Source organism: Vibrio sp. CJQ_6, assembly GCF_043106745.1.
Taxonomy (GTDB): Bacteria; Pseudomonadota; Gammaproteobacteria; order Enterobacterales; family Vibrionaceae; genus Vibrio; species Vibrio furnissii.
The window spans coordinates 219,576-242,425 of the sequence record NZ_JBICMV010000036.1 but is presented as its reverse complement, the minus strand read 5'-3'; the positions used below and the strand labels follow the sequence as shown (position 1 = coordinate 242,425).

Annotated in this window: 17 protein-coding genes; 2 read left to right on the top strand and 15 right to left on the bottom strand. The window is 52.4% G+C overall.

Annotation, left to right across the window (positions count from 1 at the left end):
• Positions 1 to 100: 100 nt before the first annotated feature.
• The 4 genes from trmH to gmk all read right to left on the bottom strand — a co-directional run bounded on the left by trmH (position 101) and on the right by gmk (position 4,057).
• Positions 101 to 787, bottom strand: coding sequence for a tRNA (guanosine(18)-2'-O)-methyltransferase TrmH (trmH, locus tag ACF8PK_RS21445; protein WP_004728485.1), 687 nt, complete (start codon positions 785 to 787; stop codon positions 101 to 103).
• 112 nt (positions 788 to 899) lie between these two features.
• Positions 900 to 3,020 carry a bifunctional GTP diphosphokinase/guanosine-3',5'-bis pyrophosphate 3'-pyrophosphohydrolase gene (gene spoT / locus ACF8PK_RS21440; protein WP_004728486.1) on the bottom strand — a complete coding sequence of 707 codons (2,121 nt, stop codon included), beginning with the start codon at positions 3,018 to 3,020 and terminating at the stop codon, positions 900 to 902.
• A 38-nt stretch (positions 3,021 to 3,058) separates the two neighbouring features.
• The gene (gene rpoZ, locus ACF8PK_RS21435) at positions 3,059 to 3,331 is read right to left on the bottom strand and encodes a DNA-directed RNA polymerase subunit omega (protein ID WP_004728487.1); all 273 of its coding nucleotides are present in this window, start codon (positions 3,329 to 3,331) and stop codon (positions 3,059 to 3,061) included.
• 102 nt (positions 3,332 to 3,433) lie between these two features.
• Positions 3,434 to 4,057 carry a guanylate kinase gene (gene gmk, locus ACF8PK_RS21430; RefSeq protein WP_014204297.1) on the bottom strand — a complete coding sequence of 208 codons (624 nt, stop codon included), beginning with the start codon at positions 4,055 to 4,057 and terminating at the stop codon, positions 3,434 to 3,436.
• A gap of 394 nt (positions 4,058 to 4,451) precedes the next feature.
• On the opposite strand from gmk, the gene ACF8PK_RS21425 reads away from it, so the two are divergent.
• Positions 4,452 to 5,117, top strand: a complete 666-nt coding sequence (locus tag ACF8PK_RS21425; protein WP_004728490.1) for a 7-cyano-7-deazaguanine/7-aminomethyl-7-deazaguanine transporter — start codon at positions 4,452 to 4,454, stop codon at positions 5,115 to 5,117.
• A gap of 93 nt (positions 5,118 to 5,210) precedes the next feature.
• On the opposite strand, the gene ACF8PK_RS21420 is transcribed toward ACF8PK_RS21425, so the two are convergent.
• Positions 5,211 to 6,914, bottom strand: coding sequence for a sodium:solute symporter family protein (locus tag ACF8PK_RS21420; RefSeq protein ID WP_004728491.1), 1,704 nt, complete (start codon positions 6,912 to 6,914; stop codon positions 5,211 to 5,213).
• Positions 6,915 to 6,926: 12 nt separating this feature from the next.
• Complete coding sequence (locus ACF8PK_RS21415; RefSeq protein WP_004728492.1) at positions 6,927 to 7,193, bottom strand: DUF4212 domain-containing protein; 267 nt, start codon at positions 7,191 to 7,193, stop codon at positions 6,927 to 6,929.
• Positions 7,194 to 7,619: 426 nt separating this feature from the next.
• Here ACF8PK_RS21415 and ACF8PK_RS21410 point away from each other — a divergent pair, with 426 nt between their 5' ends.
• On the top strand, positions 7,620 to 9,365 hold the full coding sequence (locus tag ACF8PK_RS21410) for a potassium/proton antiporter (protein WP_392443478.1): 1,746 nt from the start codon (positions 7,620 to 7,622) through the stop codon (positions 9,363 to 9,365).
• Positions 9,366 to 9,367: 2 nt separating this feature from the next.
• Here the strand turns inward: ACF8PK_RS21410 and ACF8PK_RS21405 are convergent, their stop codons facing one another.
• The 9 genes from ACF8PK_RS21405 to arcA all read right to left on the bottom strand — a co-directional run bounded on the left by ACF8PK_RS21405 (position 9,368) and on the right by arcA (position 22,115).
• A complete protein-coding gene (locus ACF8PK_RS21405) occupies positions 9,368 to 9,997 on the bottom strand; it encodes a response regulator transcription factor (RefSeq protein ID WP_004728494.1) in 630 nt (209 codons plus the stop codon).
• Between the two features lie 183 nt (positions 9,998 to 10,180).
• Positions 10,181 to 13,759, bottom strand: coding sequence for a pullulanase-type alpha-1,6-glucosidase (pulA, locus tag ACF8PK_RS21400; protein ID WP_392443475.1), 3,579 nt, complete (start codon positions 13,757 to 13,759; stop codon positions 10,181 to 10,183).
• 379 nt (positions 13,760 to 14,138) lie between these two features.
• Complete coding sequence (locus ACF8PK_RS21395; protein WP_392443473.1) at positions 14,139 to 15,926, bottom strand: protein-disulfide reductase DsbD; 1,788 nt, start codon at positions 15,924 to 15,926, stop codon at positions 14,139 to 14,141.
• A 223-nt stretch (positions 15,927 to 16,149) separates the two neighbouring features.
• Positions 16,150 to 16,623, bottom strand: coding sequence for an arginine repressor (locus tag ACF8PK_RS21390; RefSeq protein WP_172475432.1), 474 nt, complete (start codon positions 16,621 to 16,623; stop codon positions 16,150 to 16,152).
• Positions 16,624 to 16,974: 351 nt separating this feature from the next.
• A complete protein-coding gene (pyrI, locus tag ACF8PK_RS21385) occupies positions 16,975 to 17,436 on the bottom strand; it encodes an aspartate carbamoyltransferase regulatory subunit (RefSeq protein ID WP_004728498.1) in 462 nt (153 codons plus the stop codon).
• Between the two features lie 15 nt (positions 17,437 to 17,451).
• Positions 17,452 to 18,381: an aspartate carbamoyltransferase gene (gene pyrB / locus ACF8PK_RS21380; RefSeq protein WP_004728499.1), complete on the bottom strand. Its 930-nt coding sequence runs from the start codon at positions 18,379 to 18,381 to the stop codon at positions 17,452 to 17,454.
• A gap of 432 nt (positions 18,382 to 18,813) precedes the next feature.
• Complete coding sequence (gene argF / locus ACF8PK_RS21375; RefSeq protein WP_004728500.1) at positions 18,814 to 19,824, bottom strand: ornithine carbamoyltransferase; 1,011 nt, start codon at positions 19,822 to 19,824, stop codon at positions 18,814 to 18,816.
• An 89-nt stretch (positions 19,825 to 19,913) separates the two neighbouring features.
• Positions 19,914 to 20,828, bottom strand: a complete 915-nt coding sequence (gene arcC, locus ACF8PK_RS21370) for a carbamate kinase (RefSeq protein ID WP_014204301.1) — start codon at positions 20,826 to 20,828, stop codon at positions 19,914 to 19,916.
• A 66-nt stretch (positions 20,829 to 20,894) separates the two neighbouring features.
• Positions 20,895 to 22,115 carry an arginine deiminase gene (arcA, locus tag ACF8PK_RS21365; RefSeq protein WP_004728502.1) on the bottom strand — a complete coding sequence of 407 codons (1,221 nt, stop codon included), beginning with the start codon at positions 22,113 to 22,115 and terminating at the stop codon, positions 20,895 to 20,897.
• Between the last annotated feature and the right edge of the window lie 735 nt (positions 22,116 to 22,850).

Here is a 22,850-nt window from a genome sequence, read left to right as displayed (position 1 = left end):
AAATCCCGACGTAAACTCGGCGTGACGATTCAAACATCAAATTGCTATTCAAACACTGAGCTGTCTATTTGTACAGGGGTAAATCGGCACGAAGGGCCAATTACGCGCTCTGCATCGCTTTCCACCATGCTTCGTCGGCCACGATCTGACCTGCGTCATCCAATGATGGGTAGGCAAGCTTTTTGCGTTTGGCGACTTTCGCCAGCACCGGATGGCCGCGTTCAAACAGAATGCGGTTGATGGTGTCTGCGGGCAGCGGACTTTCGTCTCGCTCATACATGCCCGCTTGCTGACGTTGGCGCTGCGCTTCATACAAGATCAACGCGCTGGCCACCGACACATTGAGCGATTGCACCATGCCGACCATGGGAATCACGATGTCTTGGTCGGCCAGTGCCAAGGCTTGCTTGGAGATGCCGACTTTTTCACTGCCCACGATGATCGCCGTGGGTTGGGTGTAGTCGATGTCACGAAAGTCGACCGCGTCGTCTGACAGGTTGGTCACCAGCACTTGCATGCCTTGCGCTTTCAGGGTTTTGATCGCGTCCAGCGTGCTGTTGTGTGTTTCCACTTCCACCCAGTTGCGCGCGCCCGCTGAGGTGTGCGTGAGGGTGCGCATTTGCTCGTTTGGCCACACGGCGTGAATCTTGTGCAGGCCGACGGCATCAGCGGTGCGAATCACGGCGGAGACATTGTTGGGTTTGTGCACTTCTTCCAGACACACGGTTAAGTCGGTTTGACGGGCTTTCAGGACTTCCTGAATTCGGGCGTAACGATCTAAATTCATGGTGAGGACTCTTGGGGGACCCACATGCTGGCAAATGGCGGCACGATTTGGGTCTCTCGTAAAATAAAAAAGCCCTTGATAGGTGGCTATCAAGGGCAGTGTACAGTGTGAGTTAGTACTTTCTGCGCCTGACTTTCAGCGCATTGGGCATCGCACGAATTTTACGCATGATGCCCGCCAGATGGACGCGATCTTTGGTGGTCAGCGAGACCGTCACGGTGTAGAGGCGACCATCTCGTTCTTCGGTCGACAAGCCATGAATGTTCGATCCGGTATTGGAGATCACGTTGGTCAGCTCAGCGAGTGCGCCTTGACGGTTTTGCATGTCCACACGCAGATCGGCAATGAACTCTTGCTCGTAATCTCGGCTCCATTCCACGGCCATGTACTTATCCGGTTCACGTTGATAACCGCGCACGTTCGGGCAGGTTTCGCGGTGGACCACCAAACCTCGGCCCGGTGACACATGGGCAATGATCGAATCGCCTGGAATTGGATGACAGCAGTTGGCGAACGTCAGCAGAATGCCTTCCGCGCCGCGAATCGGCAGTTTCTTCTTCGGTTTGCTGTCTTTGGTTTCCAGTTCCGTCAGTTCGTCAGCATCGCCGAGGAGACGACGTGCAATGACGATACTCATCAGTTCGCCCAGACCAATTGCGGCCAGCAGATCGTTTTCAGACGCGATCTTGAGATCACTGAGCACATGTTTGATGTTGTCTTCACTGATGTCACTCAGAGACAAGTCGCCCAGCGCATGGTTGAGCAGACGGCGGCCTAAGGTGATCGACTCTTCACGGCGCATGGTTTTCAGCACTTGACGAATCTTGGTGCGCGCACGTGAGGTGACCACATAGTTGAGCCATGCTGCGTTCGGGCGAGCGCCCGGCGCGCTGATGATTTCAACGGTTTGGCCGTTTTTCAGCGGTTTGCTCAGTGGGTACGGCGTGCGATCAACACGCGCGCCGACACAAGTGTTGCCCACATCGGTGTGCACCGCATACGCAAAGTCAACCGCGGTGGCGCCGACAGGCAGTTCCACAATGCGGCCTTTGGGCGTGAAGACGTAAATCTCATCTGGGAACAGATCGGATTTGACGTTTTCAATAAATTCGAACGAGTTACCGGCGCTTTGTTGTAGCTCAAGCAGGCTTTGCATCCAGCGCTGCGCTTTAATCTGCGCGGTGGTGCCAGCGCGATCGCCGTTGGCTTTGTAAGACCAGTGTGCCGCGACCCCTTTGTCTGCCATTTGATCCATGTCTTCGGTACGGATCTGTACTTCCACCGGCACGCCGTGCGGGCCGACCATGGAGGTGTGTATGGATTGGTAACCGTTGGCTTTGGGGACGGCGATGTAATCTTTCATACGCCCCGGACGCGGCTTGTACAGGCTGTGTACCTGACCGAGCACGCGATAACAGGTATCGGCAGTGTCGACCACCACGCGGAACGCGTAAATATCCATAATGGTGTGGAACCGCTGTTCTTTGGTTTTCATCTTGTTGTAGATGGAGAACAGGTTCTTTTCGCGGCCCACCACACGAGCAGGCAAGCCCACTTCTTGCAAACGGCCTTCGATTTCACTATGAATGCGCTGAATCATCTCTTTCCGGTTACCGCGCGCGGCTTTCACCACTTCTTTCAGAACGCGATAACGGTTGGGATACAGGGCTTCAAAGCCCAGCTCTTCAAGCTCGGTTTTGATGTTGTGAATGCCGAGGCGGTGTGCCAACGGGGCGTAGATTTCTAGTGTTTCACGGGCAATGCGACGTTTTTTATCTGGGCGAAGGGCGCCCAACGTGCGCATGTTGTGAGTCCGGTCTGACAGCTTGATCAGGATGACGCGAATGTCCTGCACCATGGCCAGGACCATTTTTCGAAAGTTCTCAGCCTGTGCTTCTTTGCGATCGCGGAATTTGAGTTTGTCGAGCTTCGAAACGCCGTCCACCAGTTCTGCCACGGCATGGCCAAACTGAGCTTCGAGGTCTTCTTTGGTGACGTCACAATCTTCGATAACATCATGCAGGAGGGCGGCTTGCAGCGTTTCTAAATCCAAACGCATTTCTGCCAGAATTCGAGCTACGGCAACAGGGTGGATAATGTAAGGTTCGCCGCTGGAGCGGGTTTGCCCTTCATGGGCATCTCGTGCCACCACATAAGATTGGCGCAGAGCCTCAATTTGAGGCTCTGTGAGATATTCCTGGGCAACATCTTTGAGGCTATCGAATAGATACAAATTTCAGGCCCGAGTGTTGATTAATTCCTGATGCAGAATTAACGGTTGTGCACGATGCTGCTCACCGCTGCCAATTCTGCTGCTTCTTGCTCTTGCTGCTCTTGGCGTTCACGTGCGTCTAGCACATCTTTCGTGATAAGACCTTCTTCGATTTCGCGTAGAGCGATAACCGTTGGCTTATCGTTCTCTTCAGGCACCAGTGAGTCTTTACCACCAGTTTGCATTTGACGAGCGCGGCGAGCCGCAATCAGAACTAGGTCGAAACGGTTGCCAACTTTTTCAACAGCGTCTTGAACAGTTACGCGTGCCATGAGAACTCCAAATAGTTAACTAAAATGTTGAATGACGAGAAAGTATACAGCCTAACGCGTTGAGATACTAGCGACAGGCTGGCCAATTTCATGGTGGCGGGCTTAGTCCGCCAGAAGTGCAGCCAGCATACTGCTATATTTAGCAGCTTGCTTATCCTGCTTCAATCTTTCTGCACGCATGATGGCTTTAAAATCCATCAGTGCGACATCGAAATCGTCGTTGATGATCACGTAGTCGTATTCGCTGTAGTGCGAAATTTCTGACTGCGCTTCACTCATCCGTTTTGCAATCACTGCTTCGCTATCCTGGCCGCGCGTGTTTAAACGACGTTCCAGCTCTTCTTTGGATGGCGGCAGAATAAAGATGCTTTTTGATGCTGGCATCTGTTCGCGGATTTGACGCGCACCTTGCCAGTCAATGTCCAAAAAGACATCAATACCTTTATTTAGTGTGTCCTCAATCCAAACACGGGATGTGCCGTAGTAGTTTCCGAACACTTCGGCGTACTCCAAAAACTCGCCTTTTCCAATCAAGTCTTCGAAGTGCTCCTTCTGAACGAAGTGATAGTGCACGCCGTCTTGTTCGCCCGGGCGCATGCCGCGCGTGGTGTGCGAAACGGACACTTTCATCGCGTACGTTGGATTGCGTTCCAACAGCGCCGCGATCAAGCTCGATTTGCCTGCGCCACTTGGTGCAGAGACGATGTATAGAGTACCTTTGCCCATCTGTTCGGTTCCACTTTGGGTTGGGATTGTGTGCTCACGCATGTGCGTGCAACACCCTAAAAGATAGCACTGGCCCGCATTTGTTCATTCAGAGGATGAATTTTAGGCCAGAAAAATGGAGGCGAAGATTAGCACGATCCTTTGGATCTTCTCAAGCAAAAGGTCACCGAATGAGATCGGTTTCGTGGTGGGCGTGATCGGAGCAAAACACAATCATTTGAGGATAAAAACGTTTGCTATTTTTTGCTCACTTGCAGGGCGAATTGATTACGGTATAATCGCCGCCCTTGACGCTGGCTGCGAGCCAGAACGACGTCAACATGAACATTGATGCGTGAAGCTGCGGCTTCCATTTGGGTTCCCTCGCCCCCAAAACAAACTAAAAAGGTACACAATGAGTAACTTTACCCCTGCGCAGCAGCGCAAAGCTTTATCCTATCTCGTTCTATTTCACCTGGTGATCATTGCCTCGAGCAACTATCTGGTGCAGATTCCATTTACCGTGTTTGGCTTCCACACCACGTGGGGCGCTTTCACGTTCCCGTTTATTTTTCTGGCAACCGACCTAACGGTACGTATCTTTGGGGCGCCGATGGCCCGCAAAATCATCTTTTTGGTGATGTTGCCGGCGCTTTTGGTGTCGTATGGGTTGTCGGTGGTGTTCTTTGAAGGTCAATTTCAGGGTGTGGCGCCGCTGAGTGAATTCAACCTGTTTGTCGCGCGTATTGCGGCTGCAAGCTTTATGGCATATCTGCTCGGCCAAATCATGGACGTGCATGTGTTTAACCGCCTGCGCCAATTGAAGCAGTGGTGGGTCGCGCCTACGGCATCTACGCTGTTTGGGAATGCGCTCGATACCATCGCGTTCTTTGCGATTGCTTTTTATCAAAGTCCCGATCCGTTTATGGCGCAGCACTGGACGGAAATCGCGCTGGTGGATTACAGCTTTAAATTGATCATCAGTTTGGGGCTATTCGTGCCAATGTACGGTGTGCTGCTTAACTACCTGATCCGCAAACTGACGGCGGTGAATCCGAATTTTTCGGTTGCCAAAGCGTAGACAAAACGTGGTGAATTGCCAAAGAAAAGCCCGGGACATGTGCCCGGGCTTTTTTGTGGAGAGAATCCCTACAATTCGCTCCTCTGGAGAGGATTAATGGTCGTGAGCAGCACCGGCACCTTTCGGATAACGGATAGACTCCACCATGTCTTGAACTTCATTCGGGACTTCGGCGGTGAACTTGTTCACGACGATTGAGACCACAAAGTTCAGACACATACCCAGTGTACCGATGCCTTCTGGGCTGATGCCGAAGAACCAGTTGTCTGGCGTGCTTGCCGCTGGGTTAATGAACTTGAAGTAGATGATGTACGCTGCGGTGAAGACAATACCTGCGACCATACCGGCAATCGCCCCTTCTTTGTTCATCTTCTTGTAGAAAATACCCAAGATGATGGCTGGGAAGAAGGAGGCGGCAGCCAAGCCGAAGGCGAACGCAACCACCTGCGCCACAAATCCGGGCGGGTTAATCCCCAAGTAACCAGCACCGATGATGGCCACGATGGCCGCCAAACGCGCCGCGAGCAGCTCTTGTTTGTCGGTCATATTGGGTCGGAAGCCTTTTTTCAACAAGTCATGTGAAATCGAGGTTGAGATCACCAGCAGCAGACCTGCTGCAGTTGACAGTGCTGCGGCTAAGCCACCCGCAGCCAGTAGGCCGACGACCCAGTTTGGCAATTTGGCCAGCTCTGGCGATGCCAGAACGATGATGTCACGGTTGATGCTCATCTCGTTGCGTTCGTCGCCCGAGTAGAACATGCGGCCATCGCCGTTCTTATCTTCCCAGCCGACTAGGCCAGTGCTTTCCCAGTTCTTATACCAGCTTGGTGCTTGATCTCCCGGCACGCCTTGCATGTCCGGACCGTTGATGGTGTCGATCATGTTGACGCGAGCAAACGCAGCCACACCCGGTGCGGTGGTGTACAGCAATGAGATGAACAGCAATGCCCAACCTGCCGAGATACGCGCATCACGGACTTTCGGCACGGTGAAGAAACGGATGATGACGTGGGGGAGACCCGCGGTCCCCACCATCAGCGCGGCGGTGATGAAGAACACATCCACCATGCTCTTGTTCCCTTGGGTATACGCGGTAAATCCGAGTTCTTGGGTTAAGCCATCCAGTTTATCCAGCAAGTACACATCGCTACCGGCAACGGTGGAACCCATGCCCAGTTGAGGCAGCGGATTACCCGTCATCATGATTGAGGTAAAGATGGCGGGCACAAGGAAGGCGAAAATGAGCACACAGAATTGAGCCACCTGCGTATAAGTGATGCCTTTCATGCCACCCAGTACGGCGTAGAAGAACACGATCGCCATACCAATGATGATGCCCATGTTGATGTCAACTTCGAGGAAACGAGAGAACACCACACCCACACCACGCATCTGTCCGGCCACGTAAGTGAACGAGACGAAAATCGCACAGAATACCGCAACCATACGGGCGGTTTTGGAGTAGTAACGCTCACCAATGAAGTCAGGCACGGTGAACTGGCCGAACTTACGCAAGTAAGGTGCTAAACACAGTGCCAACAGCACGTAGCCGCCCGTCCAACCCATCAGGTAAACCGCGCCATCGTAACCGATGAAAGAGATGATCCCGGCCATGGAGATAAAAGAAGCCGCTGACATCCAGTCGGCTGCCGTGGCCATGCCGTTTGCCACCGGGTGAACCCCACCGCCGGCGACATAAAACTCACTGGTGGATCCCGCACGTGCCCAAATCGCGATACCGATGTACAGCGCAAATGAGAGACCAACCAGAATAAACGTCCAAGTTTGAATATCCATTTCTAAACCCTCTTAGTCTTCATGTACGTTATATTTCTTGTCGAGCGCATTCATGCGCGCAACGTAAATAAAGATTAGGGCGACAAAGGTGTAGATAGAGCCTTGCTGGGCAAACCAAAAGCCGAGTTTAAAGCCGCCAATTTGAATGGTGTCCAGCGCATCGACAAACAGCACGCCGGCCCCGTATGACACAAGGAACCACACTGCGAGCAGTGCGCCCATAATTCCCAAGTTTTCCTTCCAGTAGGCTTGAGCATGTTCTGTTGATTCGAACGCCATGGCCTTCTCCTTCCGTTTCTATTCCTGATGAGATGTTGTGTTAACGCAATGTTACGATTTGTAATCTAGCAGTGTTTTGGCAAGGGATCTGTGCAACTTTAGTCGTGACGTTTTTTGTTTAAAACGCTTTAAAATCAAAGCGTGTCTGCGAGTTTGTGATGTGTGCTTTATGTTAAGGTGGTGTTAAATTAGCCAAAGGTCTAACACCAGAACGTCATAAAATTGTGTTCAGATAACGTTTTGATGCGAAATTGGTGTCATGAGCGTGAGGGCAAGATCGGCGCAAGTCTTATGCCATGAGAACTTGGTGGTATTTGTTTACACAAACTTTTCGTAAAAGTGGGGAGTTTTCGTGCACAATAGGCGAGCAGCGGGCGGTGGGGTTCCACCGTATAATAACAACAATTTAATCAAGGGAGCTAAAGAGTGGACGCGATCACCATCAACAGCTTTTTTCTGATTGGCGCATTACTTATCGCGCTTAGCGTACTCTTAAGCCCTGTATCCTCAAAATTGGGTATTCCAATTCTTTTGGTGTTTCTTGCCGTCGGTATGGTGGCTGGGGAAGATGGGCTCGGGGGCATTTTATTTGATAATTATCCGGTTGCGTATTTGGTGAGTAACCTCGCGCTGGCGGTGATATTGCTCGACGGCGGTATGCGCACTCGGGTGGCAAGTTTTCGAGTGGCATTTTGGCCCTCGGTATCGCTTGCGACCGTGGGGGTGGCGATTACCACCATGTTAACGGGATTGATGGCGGCATGGCTATTTGATCTCGATTTGATGCAAGGGATTTTGGTTGGCGCGATTGTTGGTTCGACCGATGCGGCAGCGGTATTCTCGCTGCTGAAAGGACGCAGCCTGAACGAACGTGTCGGCGCTACACTGGAAATTGAATCGGGGACCAACGACCCGATGGCGGTCTTTTTGACCGTGACAATGATTGCCGTGCTGGGTAGCCAAGGCACCGATCTGAGCGCAGGTTTTCTGGCGCTGAGTTTTGTGAAGCAGTTCGGTTTGGGGGCGTTGCTCGGCCTGTGTGGCGGTTGGCTACTGTGGAAACTGATTAACCGCAGCCAATTGCCAGAAGGGCTGTATTCGATTCTGACCATCAGCGGTGGTTTGATCATTTTTGCGTTGTCGAATGCGCTGGGCGGCAGTGGCATTTTGTCGATTTATTTGGTGGGGTTACTGATTGGTAACCGTCCAACGCGCAGCCGCCACTCGATTTTGAACGTGCTGGATGGCATGACGTGGTTGTCGCAAATCGGCATGTTCTTGGTGCTGGGGCTGCTGGTGACGCCGTCGAATCTGGTGTCGATCATGCTACCGGGTCTGGCATTGGCGTTTGGGATGATCTTGTTTGCGCGTCCTATTTCGGTTTGGATTGGCCTGTTGCCATTCAAGAGCTTTACCGCGCGTGAAAAATGGTTCATCTCTTGGGTGGGTCTGCGCGGCGCTGTGCCGATCATCCTGGCGGTATTCCCGATGATGGCCGGTCTGCCGGGCGCGCAGCTCTACTTTAACTTGGCGTTTTTCGTGGTCATGGTATCGCTGATTGTGCAGGGCGGAACGCTGACCAAAGCGATGTCACTGGCGAAAGTGGAATTGCCATCTAAACCGGAGCCGATGTCTCGCACGGGCGTGGAAATTTTCCCGACCAGCGAGTGGGAACTGTTCATCTATAAGCTGAAACAGGAAAAATGGTGTATTGGCGAGCCACTGCGTAATCTCTTCATGCCTGAGGGCACGCGGATTGCGGCGCTCTTCCGTCAGCAGCAGTTGCTTCACCCATCGGGCAGTACCAAGCTGGAAGAAGGCGATACGCTGTGTGTGTTGGCGCAGGAAAAAGATCTGGAAGCCTTGAGTCAGTTGTTTAGTGAAGCGCCTGAAAAAGCGTCATTGGCGCGATTCTTTGGTGACTTCTTCCTGGATATCGATGCGAAGTTGTCCGATGTGGCGATGATTTACGGTTTGGATCTCGGCGAACTCAATGATGAGAAAACACTGAAGGACTTGGTGACCGAACACCTTGGCACCACGCCGGTTCTTGGTGACCATTTTGAGTGGCACGGCCTGTATTGGGTTGTGGCGGATGTGGTGGACTGGCAGGTGGTGAAAGTGGGTCTGCGTCTGCCAGCCGAGAAAGATATTCAGGAAGTGAGCGAGTAAATTTACTCGCTGATCTCCTTCAACAGGATCACCGCCTGCGTGCGGTTTTTCACCCCAAGTTTTCGGAAGATCGCCGTCATGTGTGCTTTGATGGTGGCTTCCGAAACATTCAACTCATAAGCAATCTGCTTATTCAATAAACCGTCCGATAACATGCCCAGAACCTTGTATTGTTGGGGGGTGAGGGCGGCTATTTTTTCCGCCAGATCGTTGCACGCGCCTGCATTTGCGATCAGCCCTTCCGGAAAGTATGGTTCGCCGTTCAACACCTGATTAATCGCACTGATTAAGCTGCGCATGTCGCTCGATTTGGGAATGAAGCCAAACGCGCCGTGGCTTTTAACTTGTGACACCACCGACGGCTCTTCACTGGCCGACACGACCACAATCGGCAAATCCGGGTGTTCGGCGCGCAGGTGAATTAGCCCAGACATGCCATTGGCACCGGGCATTTTCAAATCCAGTAGTAATAGGTCCGGCTCCGATCCTTTGTCGAGCAATGCGAGCAGCGCTTCGAGCGAATCGGCTTCAAGAAGGTTCGCCCCACTGACTGCCATGTGCACCGATTGGAACAAGGCATTGCGAAATAGCGGATGATCATCGGCGATGATGATGGTGTAGGTCGAGTCCATGACGTTAAACACTTTGAACAAATAAGTTAATGAAATTATTGTCCGCTTTGAAAATATGGACAATGCTCACACACTAAAAGTCTGAACTGTATCCCTATTTTGGGTCAGATCGCTGCAACAAAAAAAAGCGCTGAGCGTCGTATGCTACGCTCAGCGCAAAGGTTATGGACAATGTGTGATGACTTAATTCGTGATTGGGGCTTCAAAAACGGCGACAGACCAAGCCGGAACGGACAGCTTGCCGTCGTCTACGCTGGCACCAAAGCCGATTGAATCACTGCCCGCCTGTTGTTGAATGCTATGCAGCTGATAGCCACTGGCATCCACGCCGGCGAAATTGCTAACCGCGGTCGGTGATGCGTTGAGAACCACGATCAGGCCACTGCGCTCAGCATCGATGGTTGAATCGAACACGTCGGTGCTGTTGTTGATGCTCATCACGATCAAGCCAGGAATTTGAGTGCTTCCGGTGTTGTGGAAGGCAACGCGTTTGATGATCTCGCTGCCTTTGCCTAACGTCAGCAAACCGGATGAGGCGCGCAATTGGGCCATCTCCATAAAGTAGCGGTTCATCGCTGCGATGTTGTCTGCGCCTGGATTCGCCGCTTCCCCTGCACCGGTGATCACTTGGGTGATGATGTCCCAGTTGTCGCCATCTTTATCAGAACGAGGCAAGCCCACATCCCAGTTGTTGCCTTGCATGCTAAAGTCGACGCGGTTGAACCAGTCGCCCGAGTCGTACGAGTCGCGCTGCATGGATTTCGAACGTAGCAGTTCGCTGCCCATGTGGATAAACGGCACCCCTTGCCCTAGCATGGCGGATGCGAGACTGACGGCTTGCATGCGGACACGCGTTTCGACGGGGGCGTCATAGGCGATTTTGTACTGGTTGTTGTCCCACAGCGTTTGGTTATCGTGTTTCGAGACGTAGTTTTGGATTTCCCACGCATCTTCCGCATAACCGGCGGGTTGACCGTTGTAGTCCAGTTCTTCACCCGTGATGGTGTTGCCTTGACTGTCGATAAAGGTAAACGCTTTGAGGTTACCGGCCATGCCAAGGCGAACCAAATCAGACAGATGCAGCGCGCTGGCCAGAGTGTCGCTCGACGCTAAGTCATTGGGCTGCACGTAAATGCCGTTGCCGAAGCCTTGATTTGAACGCAGAGCGTCTTGACTATCGAATGGGCCGCCGCCACGCACCGCATCACGCAAGCGATCCGAGAAGGATCCAATCCCGGTGCCGCCTAAGTTGGATTGGCTGGCTTGGGTAAACATACGATCGCCGACCACTTCACCAAAATCCCAACCCTCACCATAGAAGTAGACTTGAGGATCAATCGCTTGTGCGACTTGCAGTGTGTGCTGAATCTGTGCCAAGGGGTGATGGCCCATCAAATCCCAACGGAAGGCATCGATTTTGTAGTCGCGGACCCACGTGGCGATGGAGTCGTCAATCAACTTGGCAAACATGCGGTTTTCTGGCGCGGTGTTGGAACAACAGGTGGAGTTCTCAACGCTGCCGGAATATTCATTCAAGCGTTGGTAATACCAAGGCACGATGCGGTCGAGTACCGATTTTGAAGAGGTGCCCGACTCATTGGTGTGGTTGTACACCACGTCCATGACCACATTGAGGCCGACGTCTTGCTTGATCGCCATGACCATCTGACGGAATTCAAGAATCCGCGCTAGGCCATCCGGATCGCTGGCATAAGAGCCTTCCGGCACCGTGTAATGGAATGGGTCGTAGCCCCAGTTGAAGCTGTCCACATCACGCACAAACGCGTTCAGGCGTTGCACGGCCTGCGTCTGTTTGTCGTCGCTTTGCAGCGCGCTAAACACATCGGCAATGGTTTGGCTGCTACTACAGTAGGCGCCAAAGGCGCTGTCGGCACTGACCGTCGGCTGCAGTTCACACAGCTTGCTGAATGGCTGGTCGATATCGGCCACTTGATCGGGGTCTTCATTGATGGTGGCAATGTCAAACACCGGCAGCAGGTGCAGGTGCGTGACGCCAGAATCCGCCAGCGCTTTCAGATGGCTGACCGCCACGGAATCGCTTTGTGTAAAGGCGGCAAACTTGCCACGGTATTGCGCGGCCATGCTGCTGTCTGATGAGGAGAAATCGCGCACGTGCGCTTCGTACAAGACGAATTGAGAGGGGTTGTCTTGTGTATGCGGTGCACTTAAGGTGCCCCAACCGGTTGGCGTCACCTCGCTGCTGTCGAGGTTCACGACCTGACTGTATTCCGAGTTGCGGGCCAAGCTGTGAGAGTATGGGTCGGTGACTTCATACTCTTCCACCTGATCGGTCGCAGGGTGGTACACCTTCACGCGGTAGCGGTAAAAATCGCCATGCGCCAGCGCCGTCTCGGCGGCATACCAACTACCGGACGTGTTGTCCCAGTTCATCGTAATGGTTTCTTTGAGCTGTTTGTCGGCATCATAGGCAACCAAATCGACCGATTGCGCGGTCGGGGCCCAGAGACGGAAGCTGGTGGTGTTCCCACTGACGATCGCACCATATTGCAACTGACTGGCGGTATCGGCGTAGAGGGCATCCAAAGCGCTGGCAGGTTGCACTTCGGTCGCCAGAATCACGCCGCTGCTGTCACTTGCGACCAACCACAGCTGGCCTTTGAGCATGGTTTTTAAATCGTGTTGCGCGGTGGAAAAATCAAATTGAAACGCCTTGAAGGCATCGACTAGGTGCGGTTTGCTGCTCTTCCAATCATCACTGCCCGCTTGGCTGGTGGTGATGAGGTCATCAAAACCGGTCACGGTTTTACTGCTGCTGTCAAACGCCAGATCGCCGGTTTCGGAGTAGTACAGCGACAGCGATGTGGCATCGAGGCTAGCCACCAGCAGCGTGCTGGCATCGGCAAAAATGGCGCTGGCGCCGCTCAGGGTGACTTGCGTTTGCGGTAACCGGGTTAAAGGTTCGTAATAAACTTTGTCGATGCCTTTAAACACAAATCCAATCGGGCCAATGACGCTTTGCTTGGCAAAATCAAAACTCAAGTCGGCGGTTTTATAGTCGCCGTTGTCGTTAGGAAGGATGTAGATGCAGGTGTTGTCATCATTGGTTGGCAGATCCCAATACGCGCCGTACGCGGCGCTAAAGCCGGTGGGGGCCATCCCCGGCCACGTGGTATTGCTGTCATCAAAACTGGTGCAGGCTTCTTTATTCCACACGTGCAGATAAAATGTGTCGAGATCACCGTCGGTGCTATTGAAGTAAATACGTGTGGTGTTGGCCGCCAAGTCACTGGTTGGAATCAATTCCGGATACACCGCTGCAACCCCTTGCTGGGTGTAGGCGCTGTCGTTTTCTCCCAGTTGGGTCAGATCGATTTTGCCATCGTATTCTCCCAGCACTTTGTTGCCGTCGACACGCGGGATGAAGTTAATACACTGCGTGCTGTCTTGGTTGTAGCTGAGCGTCCAGTAGGCACCAAATTCAGGATCAACACCGTCTGCGGGGAGCCCTTGGTTCCAATCCGAGGCGGCACTGGTATCCCCAGCAAAGGCGTTACAGTTGCTGTCGTTCCAGATGTATAAGGTCGCATTGTCGTAGGCCGTACTGTCGGCGCTCAATGTTGTCACGGTGTCGTTGGCTTTGTAGTAGACCGTGACCGTTTGCGTGCCGGTGTCGACGTCATCATCGTCAGACGATGAATTACAGCCGACCAACACACCCGCGGCGATGATTGGCAACATCGCCTGCCAAAGTACCGAATGAGGCAGAGTAGGTTTGTTCACGTTTGTAGACTCCTGATTGTTATGATCGCCTGGCCATGCTTAGCCCGGCTCTTTTTGCAATCGATATGCTAAAAGCCGGCTGGGGCTACAAAGTGTGAGTCAGTGCCGCAAAGATAATTTGGTGACAGAAAAAATCTCGGCTTGGAGTCCGCGTCACCAAATGTGGTATGAGTTGTAGTGAGCGTTGGCACATATTGAAGGGGGAGGCGCGGGGTGGAGCGGGGGCGGAGGTGTCGCACGGCGCACACAATGTTGTTAGGCAGTGGTTGCATTGCACGATCGCTGGTCGTGTGTGCCTGTGGGAGCGTGAAAATTAGGCAGATATTTCAGTCACTTCCTTCATTGACTAAAATATCTGCCATGCCAAAACGGTGACCCGTTATAGCTGATGGTTTTTGAGATGTTGTAAAAATTGCTCGGCGGGCTGAAAGCCAGTGATGCGCGCGTTTGAAACGCGTTCGCCCTGCGCATTCCAGAACTCGATAGTCGGCAAGCCGAGCACTTGCATTTGTTTCAGTAATTCAATGTCTTGCGGTTGATTTCGTGTTACATCGGCTTGAAGTAAGACAAAGTTTTTCAATTTCTGCTCTACATCCGGATGGTGGAAGGTGTACTTATCAAACTCCTTACACGCCACACACCAGTCGGCGTAGAAATCGAGCATCACTGGTTTGCCCGCCGCTTTGGCGTTGGCTAATTCACGGTTGAGGTCGTCAACATTCGCAATTCGGGTGAACGCAATCGCTGGCTGTGCCTGCGTGGCTGCGTGTTCTGGCAGCAGCCAATGGTTCAGGAGCGGCTGGGCAGAGGCCAGCAGGCCGAGCATGGCGATGATGCCCAGCAGGCTCTGCTTCCAGCCCGCAAACGGCAGGCTGTTTTTAACATGGTACAACCAACCAAATGCGGCGATGCCAAGCAGAGACCACAGCGCGGTGGCCCAGAATTCAGGCAGCAGGCGCTCCAAAAGGAAAATCGGCGCGGCGAGCAGAATAAAGCCAAACAGCGTTTTGACGCGTTCCATCCACATGCCTGCGCGGGGCAGCAGACGGTTACCAAACACCGCCACCAGAATCAGCGGAATGCCCATGCCGAGAGCCAGTGCGTAGAGCGCCACGCCACCGGTGAGCAAATCGCCACTTTGCGCCACATACAGCAATGCGCCGGACAGCGGCGCTGTGGTGCAAGGGGAACACACCAAACCGGAAATCGCCCCCATGGCAAACACGCCCGCGAGGCTGCCGCCTTGTTGTTGGTTACTGAGGTTGTTCAGCCAAGTCTGGACGCGGCTGGGCAGTTGTAAGGTGTAAAGGCCGAACATGGAGGCGGCGAGCAGCACAAACAGCGCGCTGAGGCCGATCAGCACGTACGGATGCTGTAAGGCGGCCTGAAATTGCAATCCGGCTGAAGCGACCACCAACCCGAGGAGGGTGTAGGTCAGCGCCATGCCTTGTACATACACAACACTGAGCAGCAGTGCGCGGCGGTGCGACAACTGGCCGCCACCGAGCACAATGCTGGTTAGGATCGGATACATGGGCAGCACGCATGGGGTAAACGCCAGCCCGATGCCGAGCAGCAAAAACAGCAGTGGCGTCCACCAAGCATCGGCCAGTTGTGATGCCAGAGAATCCTGTTGAGACGCTGGTGCGTTGCCTGTGGTGACGGCTGCGCTGTTCGTCGAGGCCGATGGTGCGGGCGTGACTTCGGCTGGCTGATCAAAACTGAAACTGTCGAGCGTAATCACGCGGGTTTCCGGCGGATAACAGAAGCCGGCTTTGGCACAGCCCTGATACTGCACAATCAGTCGCGCACCGTCCTGATAGTCGCGCAGTGGCAGCGTGACAGACAGCGGTGTGGTGTAAATGGTGACATCCCCAAAGAATTCATCGTGATACGGCTGGCCCTGCTGCAACTGATAGTCGCCGAGTGTGACGTTGTCTGCACTGATGCTGATGCGATCCTGATACAGGTAGTAGCCGTCTTTGACCTGCCAATCGAGATAGACCTGATTGCCTTGCTGGAAATAGCTGAACGGAAAGGCTTCATCGACGGTGACAAAACGCGAGTGACTGCCCAGCGCCAGCGGATTGCTGTTGCCAAAGGCGGCCAGTGCGGGCTGGCTGAGTGCGGCACACAGCAGCAGAAAAAAAGACAAAAATATACGCATTATCGAGACATTCTGAAAAAGTGGACGGTCATACTATACCCAAAAAATCCGCGACTGCGTTTGTTGGTGTCAAATTCTGTGCAACATCAGGCGCACCCATGGTGTTTGGGGGGGTTGTTTGATGAGACCGGTGGAAAGGGGATTTGGTTTCATGTTGGGTCGCAAATGGCGTCAATTTGCTGAAAAACCGTGGGCAAACACCCGCACAGGGCGGGTGCTTGAGTTAGGCCACGCCGAGGCGGGTTTTGACGATGTGTTCGCACGCTTCCACATTGTTGGCGTCGCGCGGGATCACCAGTACGGTGTCATTGCCGCCCACGGTGCCAAGAATTTCGCTGTGCGGGTCGATGTCCACTAATCGCGCCACCAACTGCGCGCTACCGGGATGGGTTTTGACCACCACAATCGCTTGGTTGTGAGTGATAAATTCAATCTGCGAGGCGATGGAGGATTCCACGCGCACCGGCGCGGTTTCCACCGTGATGCAATAAACTTTCTTACCGCAGGCATTTTGTACTTTCACCACGCCAAGCTGTGACAGCAGGCGCGACACCGTCGATTGACTGATGCCCTCAAAGCCCAGTTCGATGAGTTTTTCACGCAGTTCATTTTGATTGGCAAAGCTCTGCTGTTGAAGCAGGCGTTTGCACGCCGCCGCCAGAGATTCATCCTCATACGTGAGTGCACTGTGAGGCATTTTTCTGTTCACGGGTAACTCCTTATCCAGTCACGCCTAGGCGCGAGACAATCTGGTATTCCATACCCTGTCAGCACACTCCCAAAGCCTTAGAGTGCGACATCCACCCACGATGCACATCGCAGCATGGGCGGGAAACCTGTGTTGAGCACTGGGATCATTATCGTTGATGGCAGCAGCTTACCATTATTCACAATGTGGCTTTTTGAATAGGATCACCAAACAATAATTCGGATAAATATGTCATGCTTGGTATTTTATGTTGAAGTGATGTAACTTTATGCAATATTGCGTGCGGTGAGCGGGGAGCCACTCAGCGCCAACGTAGGCGGCTGAGTGGCTGGCGGTGAATCAGTTCTCGGTCATGATTTCGCGCGAGAATACTTTTTCACAGTAGTGGCATTTGAGCTGCACATTTTCTTGTTTCAGAATCACGCGAAAGCGGCTGTTGACCGGCTCGCCGTGTGAGATGCAGTTGCTGTTCGGGCAAGCAAACACGCCGTCGATGCGCTCAGGCAGTGCCAGCGTCAGTTTATTCACCACCTGATACTCTTCAATTTGGTTCACGGTCGCATTCGGTGCGTACAGCGCCAGTTGGTTGGCCTGCTCTTTGCTCAGGTAGACGTTCTCAATCTTAATCAAATCTTTATGACCCAGCGCAGACGAGGGCAGGTTGAGGCCGATGGTGATGCGTTGATTGGTTTCATGCAGTTTGAACAGCGACAGAATCTTGATGCCGAGGTTGGCAGGAACGTGGTCAATCACTGAGCCGTTGCGGATCGCTTCTACCTGTAGTTGGTTCTCTTTTACCATGATGACATCTCCTGCTTATAGATTTGGGTTCAGAACAAGGGCGAGTAGGGCTTGGCGGGCATAAACGCCGTTCTCGGCCTGTTGGAAATAGTAGGCGTAAGGGGTGTGATCCACGTCGGTGGTGATTTCGTCCACGCGGGGTAGCGGGTGGAGCACTTTCAGGTTCGCGCGCGCTGCTTTGAGTGTGTCGGCCGAGAGGACGTACGCCGATTTCATGTGCGCGTATTCGGACTCGTCAAAGCGCTCTTTTTGCACGCGAGTCATGTACAGAATATCCAGCTCCGGCACCACTTCCTCAATGCTGGCGTGAGTGCTGAACGCGATGCCTGCTTCTTCCAGTTCTTGGCACAGGTAATCGGGCATCGCCAAGACCTCGGGGGCGATGAAGAAGAAGCGAATGTTGTTGAATTTCGCCAGTGCTTGCGTCAGCGAATGCACGGTGCGGCCATATTTCAAATCACCGACGAATGCGACGTTGAGGTTATCCAGCGTGCCTTGTGTTTCGTAAATCGAGAACAGATCGAGCAAGGTTTGCGTCGGGTGCTGGTTGGCGCCGTCACCGCCGTTGACCACTGGCACGCCGTTGGAGAACTCGGAAGCGAGACGCGCGGCACCTTCTTGCGGGTGGCGCATCACGAACGCGTCGACGTACGAGGAAATCACTTGCACTGAATCGGCTAGCGTTTCGCCTTTCTTCGCCAGCGAGGTGTTGCCGCCGTTGTCAAAGCCAATCACGGTGCCACCGAGGCGTTGTACTGCGGTTTCAAACGACAGGCGGGTGCGGGTGGAGGGTTCAAAGAAACAGCTCGCCACCACTTTGTTTTTCAGCAGCTCAGGGTTAGGTTCCGCTTTGAGGCGGGCGGCCGTATCGACGATAAGTTCCAGTTCATGGCGTGTGAATTCTGGAATCGAAATGATGTGTCGGTTAAACAGCGAGTGTGCCATAACGTCTCTTCCTTTTGTGTGGGTTCATGGCTCGGCCGATGGGCTGAGGACGAAAAAAACTCAAAAAAAAGCCCCCTGAAATAGGAGGCTTTAACAACGATCACCACAGCAAAACAAAACGGCGTGACACGCCCAATACGGACGGCTTTTCAAACGCGATGCTCGATTGAATACGCTCATTTTTTGTTCCCTGTAGACAAATTGCGGAGGATTATACGGACAAAAATCACCGGTGCAATAGCTTTTGAAAAATATTCAAGTTATGGATTTTTATGCGAATTTTACCCAAATGTTCTGCATTTTACCCGCCAGTTTATGCGTCTGGCTTGGTGGTGGTTTTTGCCGAAAAAGCGTTGAAAAAAGGCTGAAAAAAAATGCGGGCTTTATTCAGCCCGCATTGGTCGGTAGGTAAAGGAAGTTTTGGTTTTTGGCTTAGTCGCCGAGTGTTGCCACCATGATTGCTTTGATGGTGTGCATGCGGTTTTCCGCTTCATCGAACACGATGGAGTAGTCGGATTCGATCACTTCGTCAGTCACTTCGCAGCCGTCTTTCAGCACTGGGTAGTCGTGTGCCAGTTGTTTGCCCACGGTGGTGTCTTCGCCATGGAATGCTGGCAGGCAGTGCATGAATTTCACATGCGGGTTGCCGGTTGCTTTAATGACGTTCATGTTGACTTGGTAAGGCAGCATCAAGTTAATGCGCTCTGCCCACGCTTCTTTCGCTTCGCCCATAGACACCCACACGTCGGTGTAGAGGAAGTCACAGCCAATCACACCTTCTTGCACATCGTCAGTCAGGGTAATTTTACCGCCGGTTTGTTTGGCGATTTCGCGGCAAGTCGCAACCAATTCTTCAGTCGGCCAGAATTGTTTAGGTGCCACGAGGCGAATGTCCATGCCCATTTTAGCGGCGCCGACCATCAATGAGTTGCCCATGTTGTTGCGCGCATCACCAAGGTAAGCGAATTTGATTTCGTGCAGTTGTTTGCCACGGCTGTGTTCCATCATGGTCAGGAAGTCAGCGAGGATTTGCGTTGGGTGGAATTCGTCAGTCAGGCCGTTCCATACCGGTACACCGGCATGTGCACCCAGCTCTTCAACGATCGCTTGACCGAAACCGCGGTATTCAATGCCGTCGTACATACGACCCAGCACGCGGGCGGTGTCTTTCATCGATTCTTTGTGACCAATTTGAGAGCCTGAGGGGCCAAGGTAAGACACTTGCGCGCCTTGGTCGAATGCCGCCACTTCAAATGCACAACGGGTACGAGTGGAGGTTTTTTCAAAGATCAGTGCAATGTTTTTGCCAGTCAGGCGTGGCTGTTCATAGCCGTTGTATTTGGCTTTTTTCAGTTCAGCGGCAAGATCCAACATGTGTTGAATTTCGCGTGGTGTGAAGTCGAGTAGTTTCAGGAAATTACGGTTACGTAGGTTAAAAGCCATGATCTTATCCTCATCTGGGAAGCGCTTACGCCATCTTGCCTAAGCGCTGAAAATTCAATGTTTGATTACCAGTGACGCTGCACGGGTGATTACTGATCGCGAGTGATGTTGGTGCCTGCTTGGCCTTCCAGAATGCGCAAGCCATCTTGTAGCGCGCCAATGCCAACCACGGTGCCGCCTTTGCGAATGAATTCGCAGGACGCTTCGATTTTTGGCCCCATGGAGCCTGCATCAAATTGGTATTTCGCCAGCTCAGACGGGGTGGTGTTGCGCAGTGCAGTTTGAGTTGGTTTGCCCCAGTCGAGGTACACCGCATCAGCATCGGTCAGGATCAGCAGTGCATCGGCGCCGATCTGTTTGGCAAGGAACGCGGCTGACATGTCTTTGTCGATCACCGCTTCCACACCGACCAGTTTGCCGTTTTCACGTTTGACTGGGATGCCGCCACCGCCAGTACAGATCACCAAGTGACCTTCATCGATGAGCTTAGTGATCGCTTCATGTTCGATGATGCCGGTGGGTTGTGGGCTTGGCACCACGCGGCGGAAGTATTTGCCGTCCGGTTTCACCGTCCAGTGGTACTTCTCGGCCATTTCACGCGCTTCGGCTTCTTCGTAGACTGGACCAATCGGTTTGGTCGGGTCGGCAAAGGCCGGGTCGTTCGGATCGACCGACATTTGAGTCAGCATGCAAGTCACGTTGCGTTCTGGCAGCAGGTTTTTGAATTCCTGCATCAGCATGTAACCGATCATGCCTTGAGTTTCGCTACCCAACACGTCAAGTGGGTAAGGGCTTACTTTCTTGTATTCCAAACCTTGCAGCGCGAGCAATCCCACTTGTGGACCATTACCGTGCACCAACACCACGTTGTACGCTTTGGCAATTTCAGAAATGGTTTTGGCTGCAATTTCAATGTTGTGGCGTTGAACATCCGCTTCTAACGGTTCACCGCGACGAAGCAATGCGTTACCACCTAATGCGACGACTACTGTTTGTTTAGTCATGGTTATATCTCTTATTATGTGGGCCGAAGCTGGCAGAGGAAGGTCAGCCCCGGCCCGAGTTAGTCACTAGATGTCATCACGTTCAATTGGGCAGCTCATGCAGCGAGCACCGCCACGGCCGCGGCCCAGTTCATCACCCGGAATTGGCAGAACGGTGATGCCGGCTTTGTCGTATTTTTCGTTGGTGTAGGTGTTACGTTCGTAACCAATCACCACGCCAGGACGAACGGTCAACACGTTGTTGGCATCGTTCCACTGTTCACGTTCGGCTTCGAAACTGTCACCGCCGGTGGTGATCATGTTCAGTTTGTCGACGCCCAATGCGTTTTCGATGGTGTGAATGTAAGACGCTTGTTGGGTCGCTTTCACGCGGCCAGATTCATCACCGGTCAGGCTCCAGCAGTTCACATCATCTGGAATCACGTTTGGATACACAGAGAAGGTGTCTTCACGCATGTGTGTCATCACCGTATCCAAGTGCATGCAAGAACGATCTTTTGGCAGTTCCAGTGCGATCACTTGTTTGGCTTGGCCATGTTTGAACAGAGAAGAAGCCAACTGCTCAACCCCTTGTGGCGTGGTACGTTCTGACATACCAATCAGCACAGCGCCGCGACCAATTACCAGAACGTCACCGCCTTCAATGGTGGATTTGTCGTAGTTGCGTTCTTCGTCGCCGAAGTACTTGATGAAGTCTTGGCCGGCGAATGTTGGGTGCCAGCGGTAAATTGCACGCAGGTGGTTGGTTTCACGTTGGCGTGCCACTTTCGCCATTGGGTTGATGGATACACCCCCGTAAACCCAGCATGAGGTGTCACGAGTGAACAGGTGGTTTGGCAACGGTTTGATGATGAAATCGTTCGCCTTGTTCATGGTTTGTAAAATAGAAGACGATTTGATGGGTAGCTGACCGTAAGACAGACCGCCGGTCAGAATTTTCGCCAATTCCATGTGGGGTTGATCTGCAAGGTAGCAGCGCAGATCGTTGGCGAACGTTGGACCAAAACGGTTATCAGAAATTTGCGTATTCAGCAGCCATTCTTTGGCTTCCGGCACATCCAGTGTTTCTGCAAGCAAATTGGTGAGCAGCAATACTTCCACACCTTGGTCGCGAAGTGTTTGGGCAAACACATCGTGTTCTTTGCCCGCACGTTCGATATCCAAAACGTCATCAAATAACAGGTCGTGACAGTTTGATGGCGTCAGGTGGGTGAGTGCGCGACGTGGACGGTGAATTAAAACGCGACGTAATTGACCGATTTCAGAACCTACGTATAACTTACTCATAATCGTATCTCTCTTATTTTCTGTGTATTTCTTAATTTGAAATACATATTTATTTGTAGGGTTAGGTAATGAATTTAAATTAGCTTTTAATTAATTCATTGTTTCGTTCTGATATTCATATTACCCAGTGAGAGAGGCCTTTCTTAGAGAACGATCACAGTTCGATTTTTAATAAATGACCGCCAAAAATAGTCCTTTTTAACAATGTTTATTCATCGAATAGGGATTGATACGCTTGGGTGAATGCGCGTCATTTACGGAAATTTAATCGAGCAAAATAAAGAATATTCATGAAATGAGTGAGATGAATTGATAGTTGGGGAAGTTTATGCAATTTAATTTGATTTATTCGGCTTGTTGAACGACCGAAGTATGCATTTCTAAAGGGTAGATAGTGACTTTAACCGCCGCGAATGGCCGTGTTGTAACAAAAATATCGTGCAAAATATTGATCTGAGACAATTGAAAATACACGTCCAAAGTTTGGGGTGATGATAAAAAACGTCGCATTTTGAATCCGAATATTGTGCATCACGCGCGCATGAAAAAATGCGGCAGAATAATATTTCCGCGTTTGGCACTAATTATCCACGCGTTGAACCGACTGGATTCAAGACGGCGGCATGGATGCGCCGAACTGTGTAGTCGAGGCGTATTTGCTGTTGAAAGGCGAGCAGCAAAAGCTGGTGTCGAAAGATTGAGGCCGAATGATTGGAGGCCGAAGCTGGGTCGCAG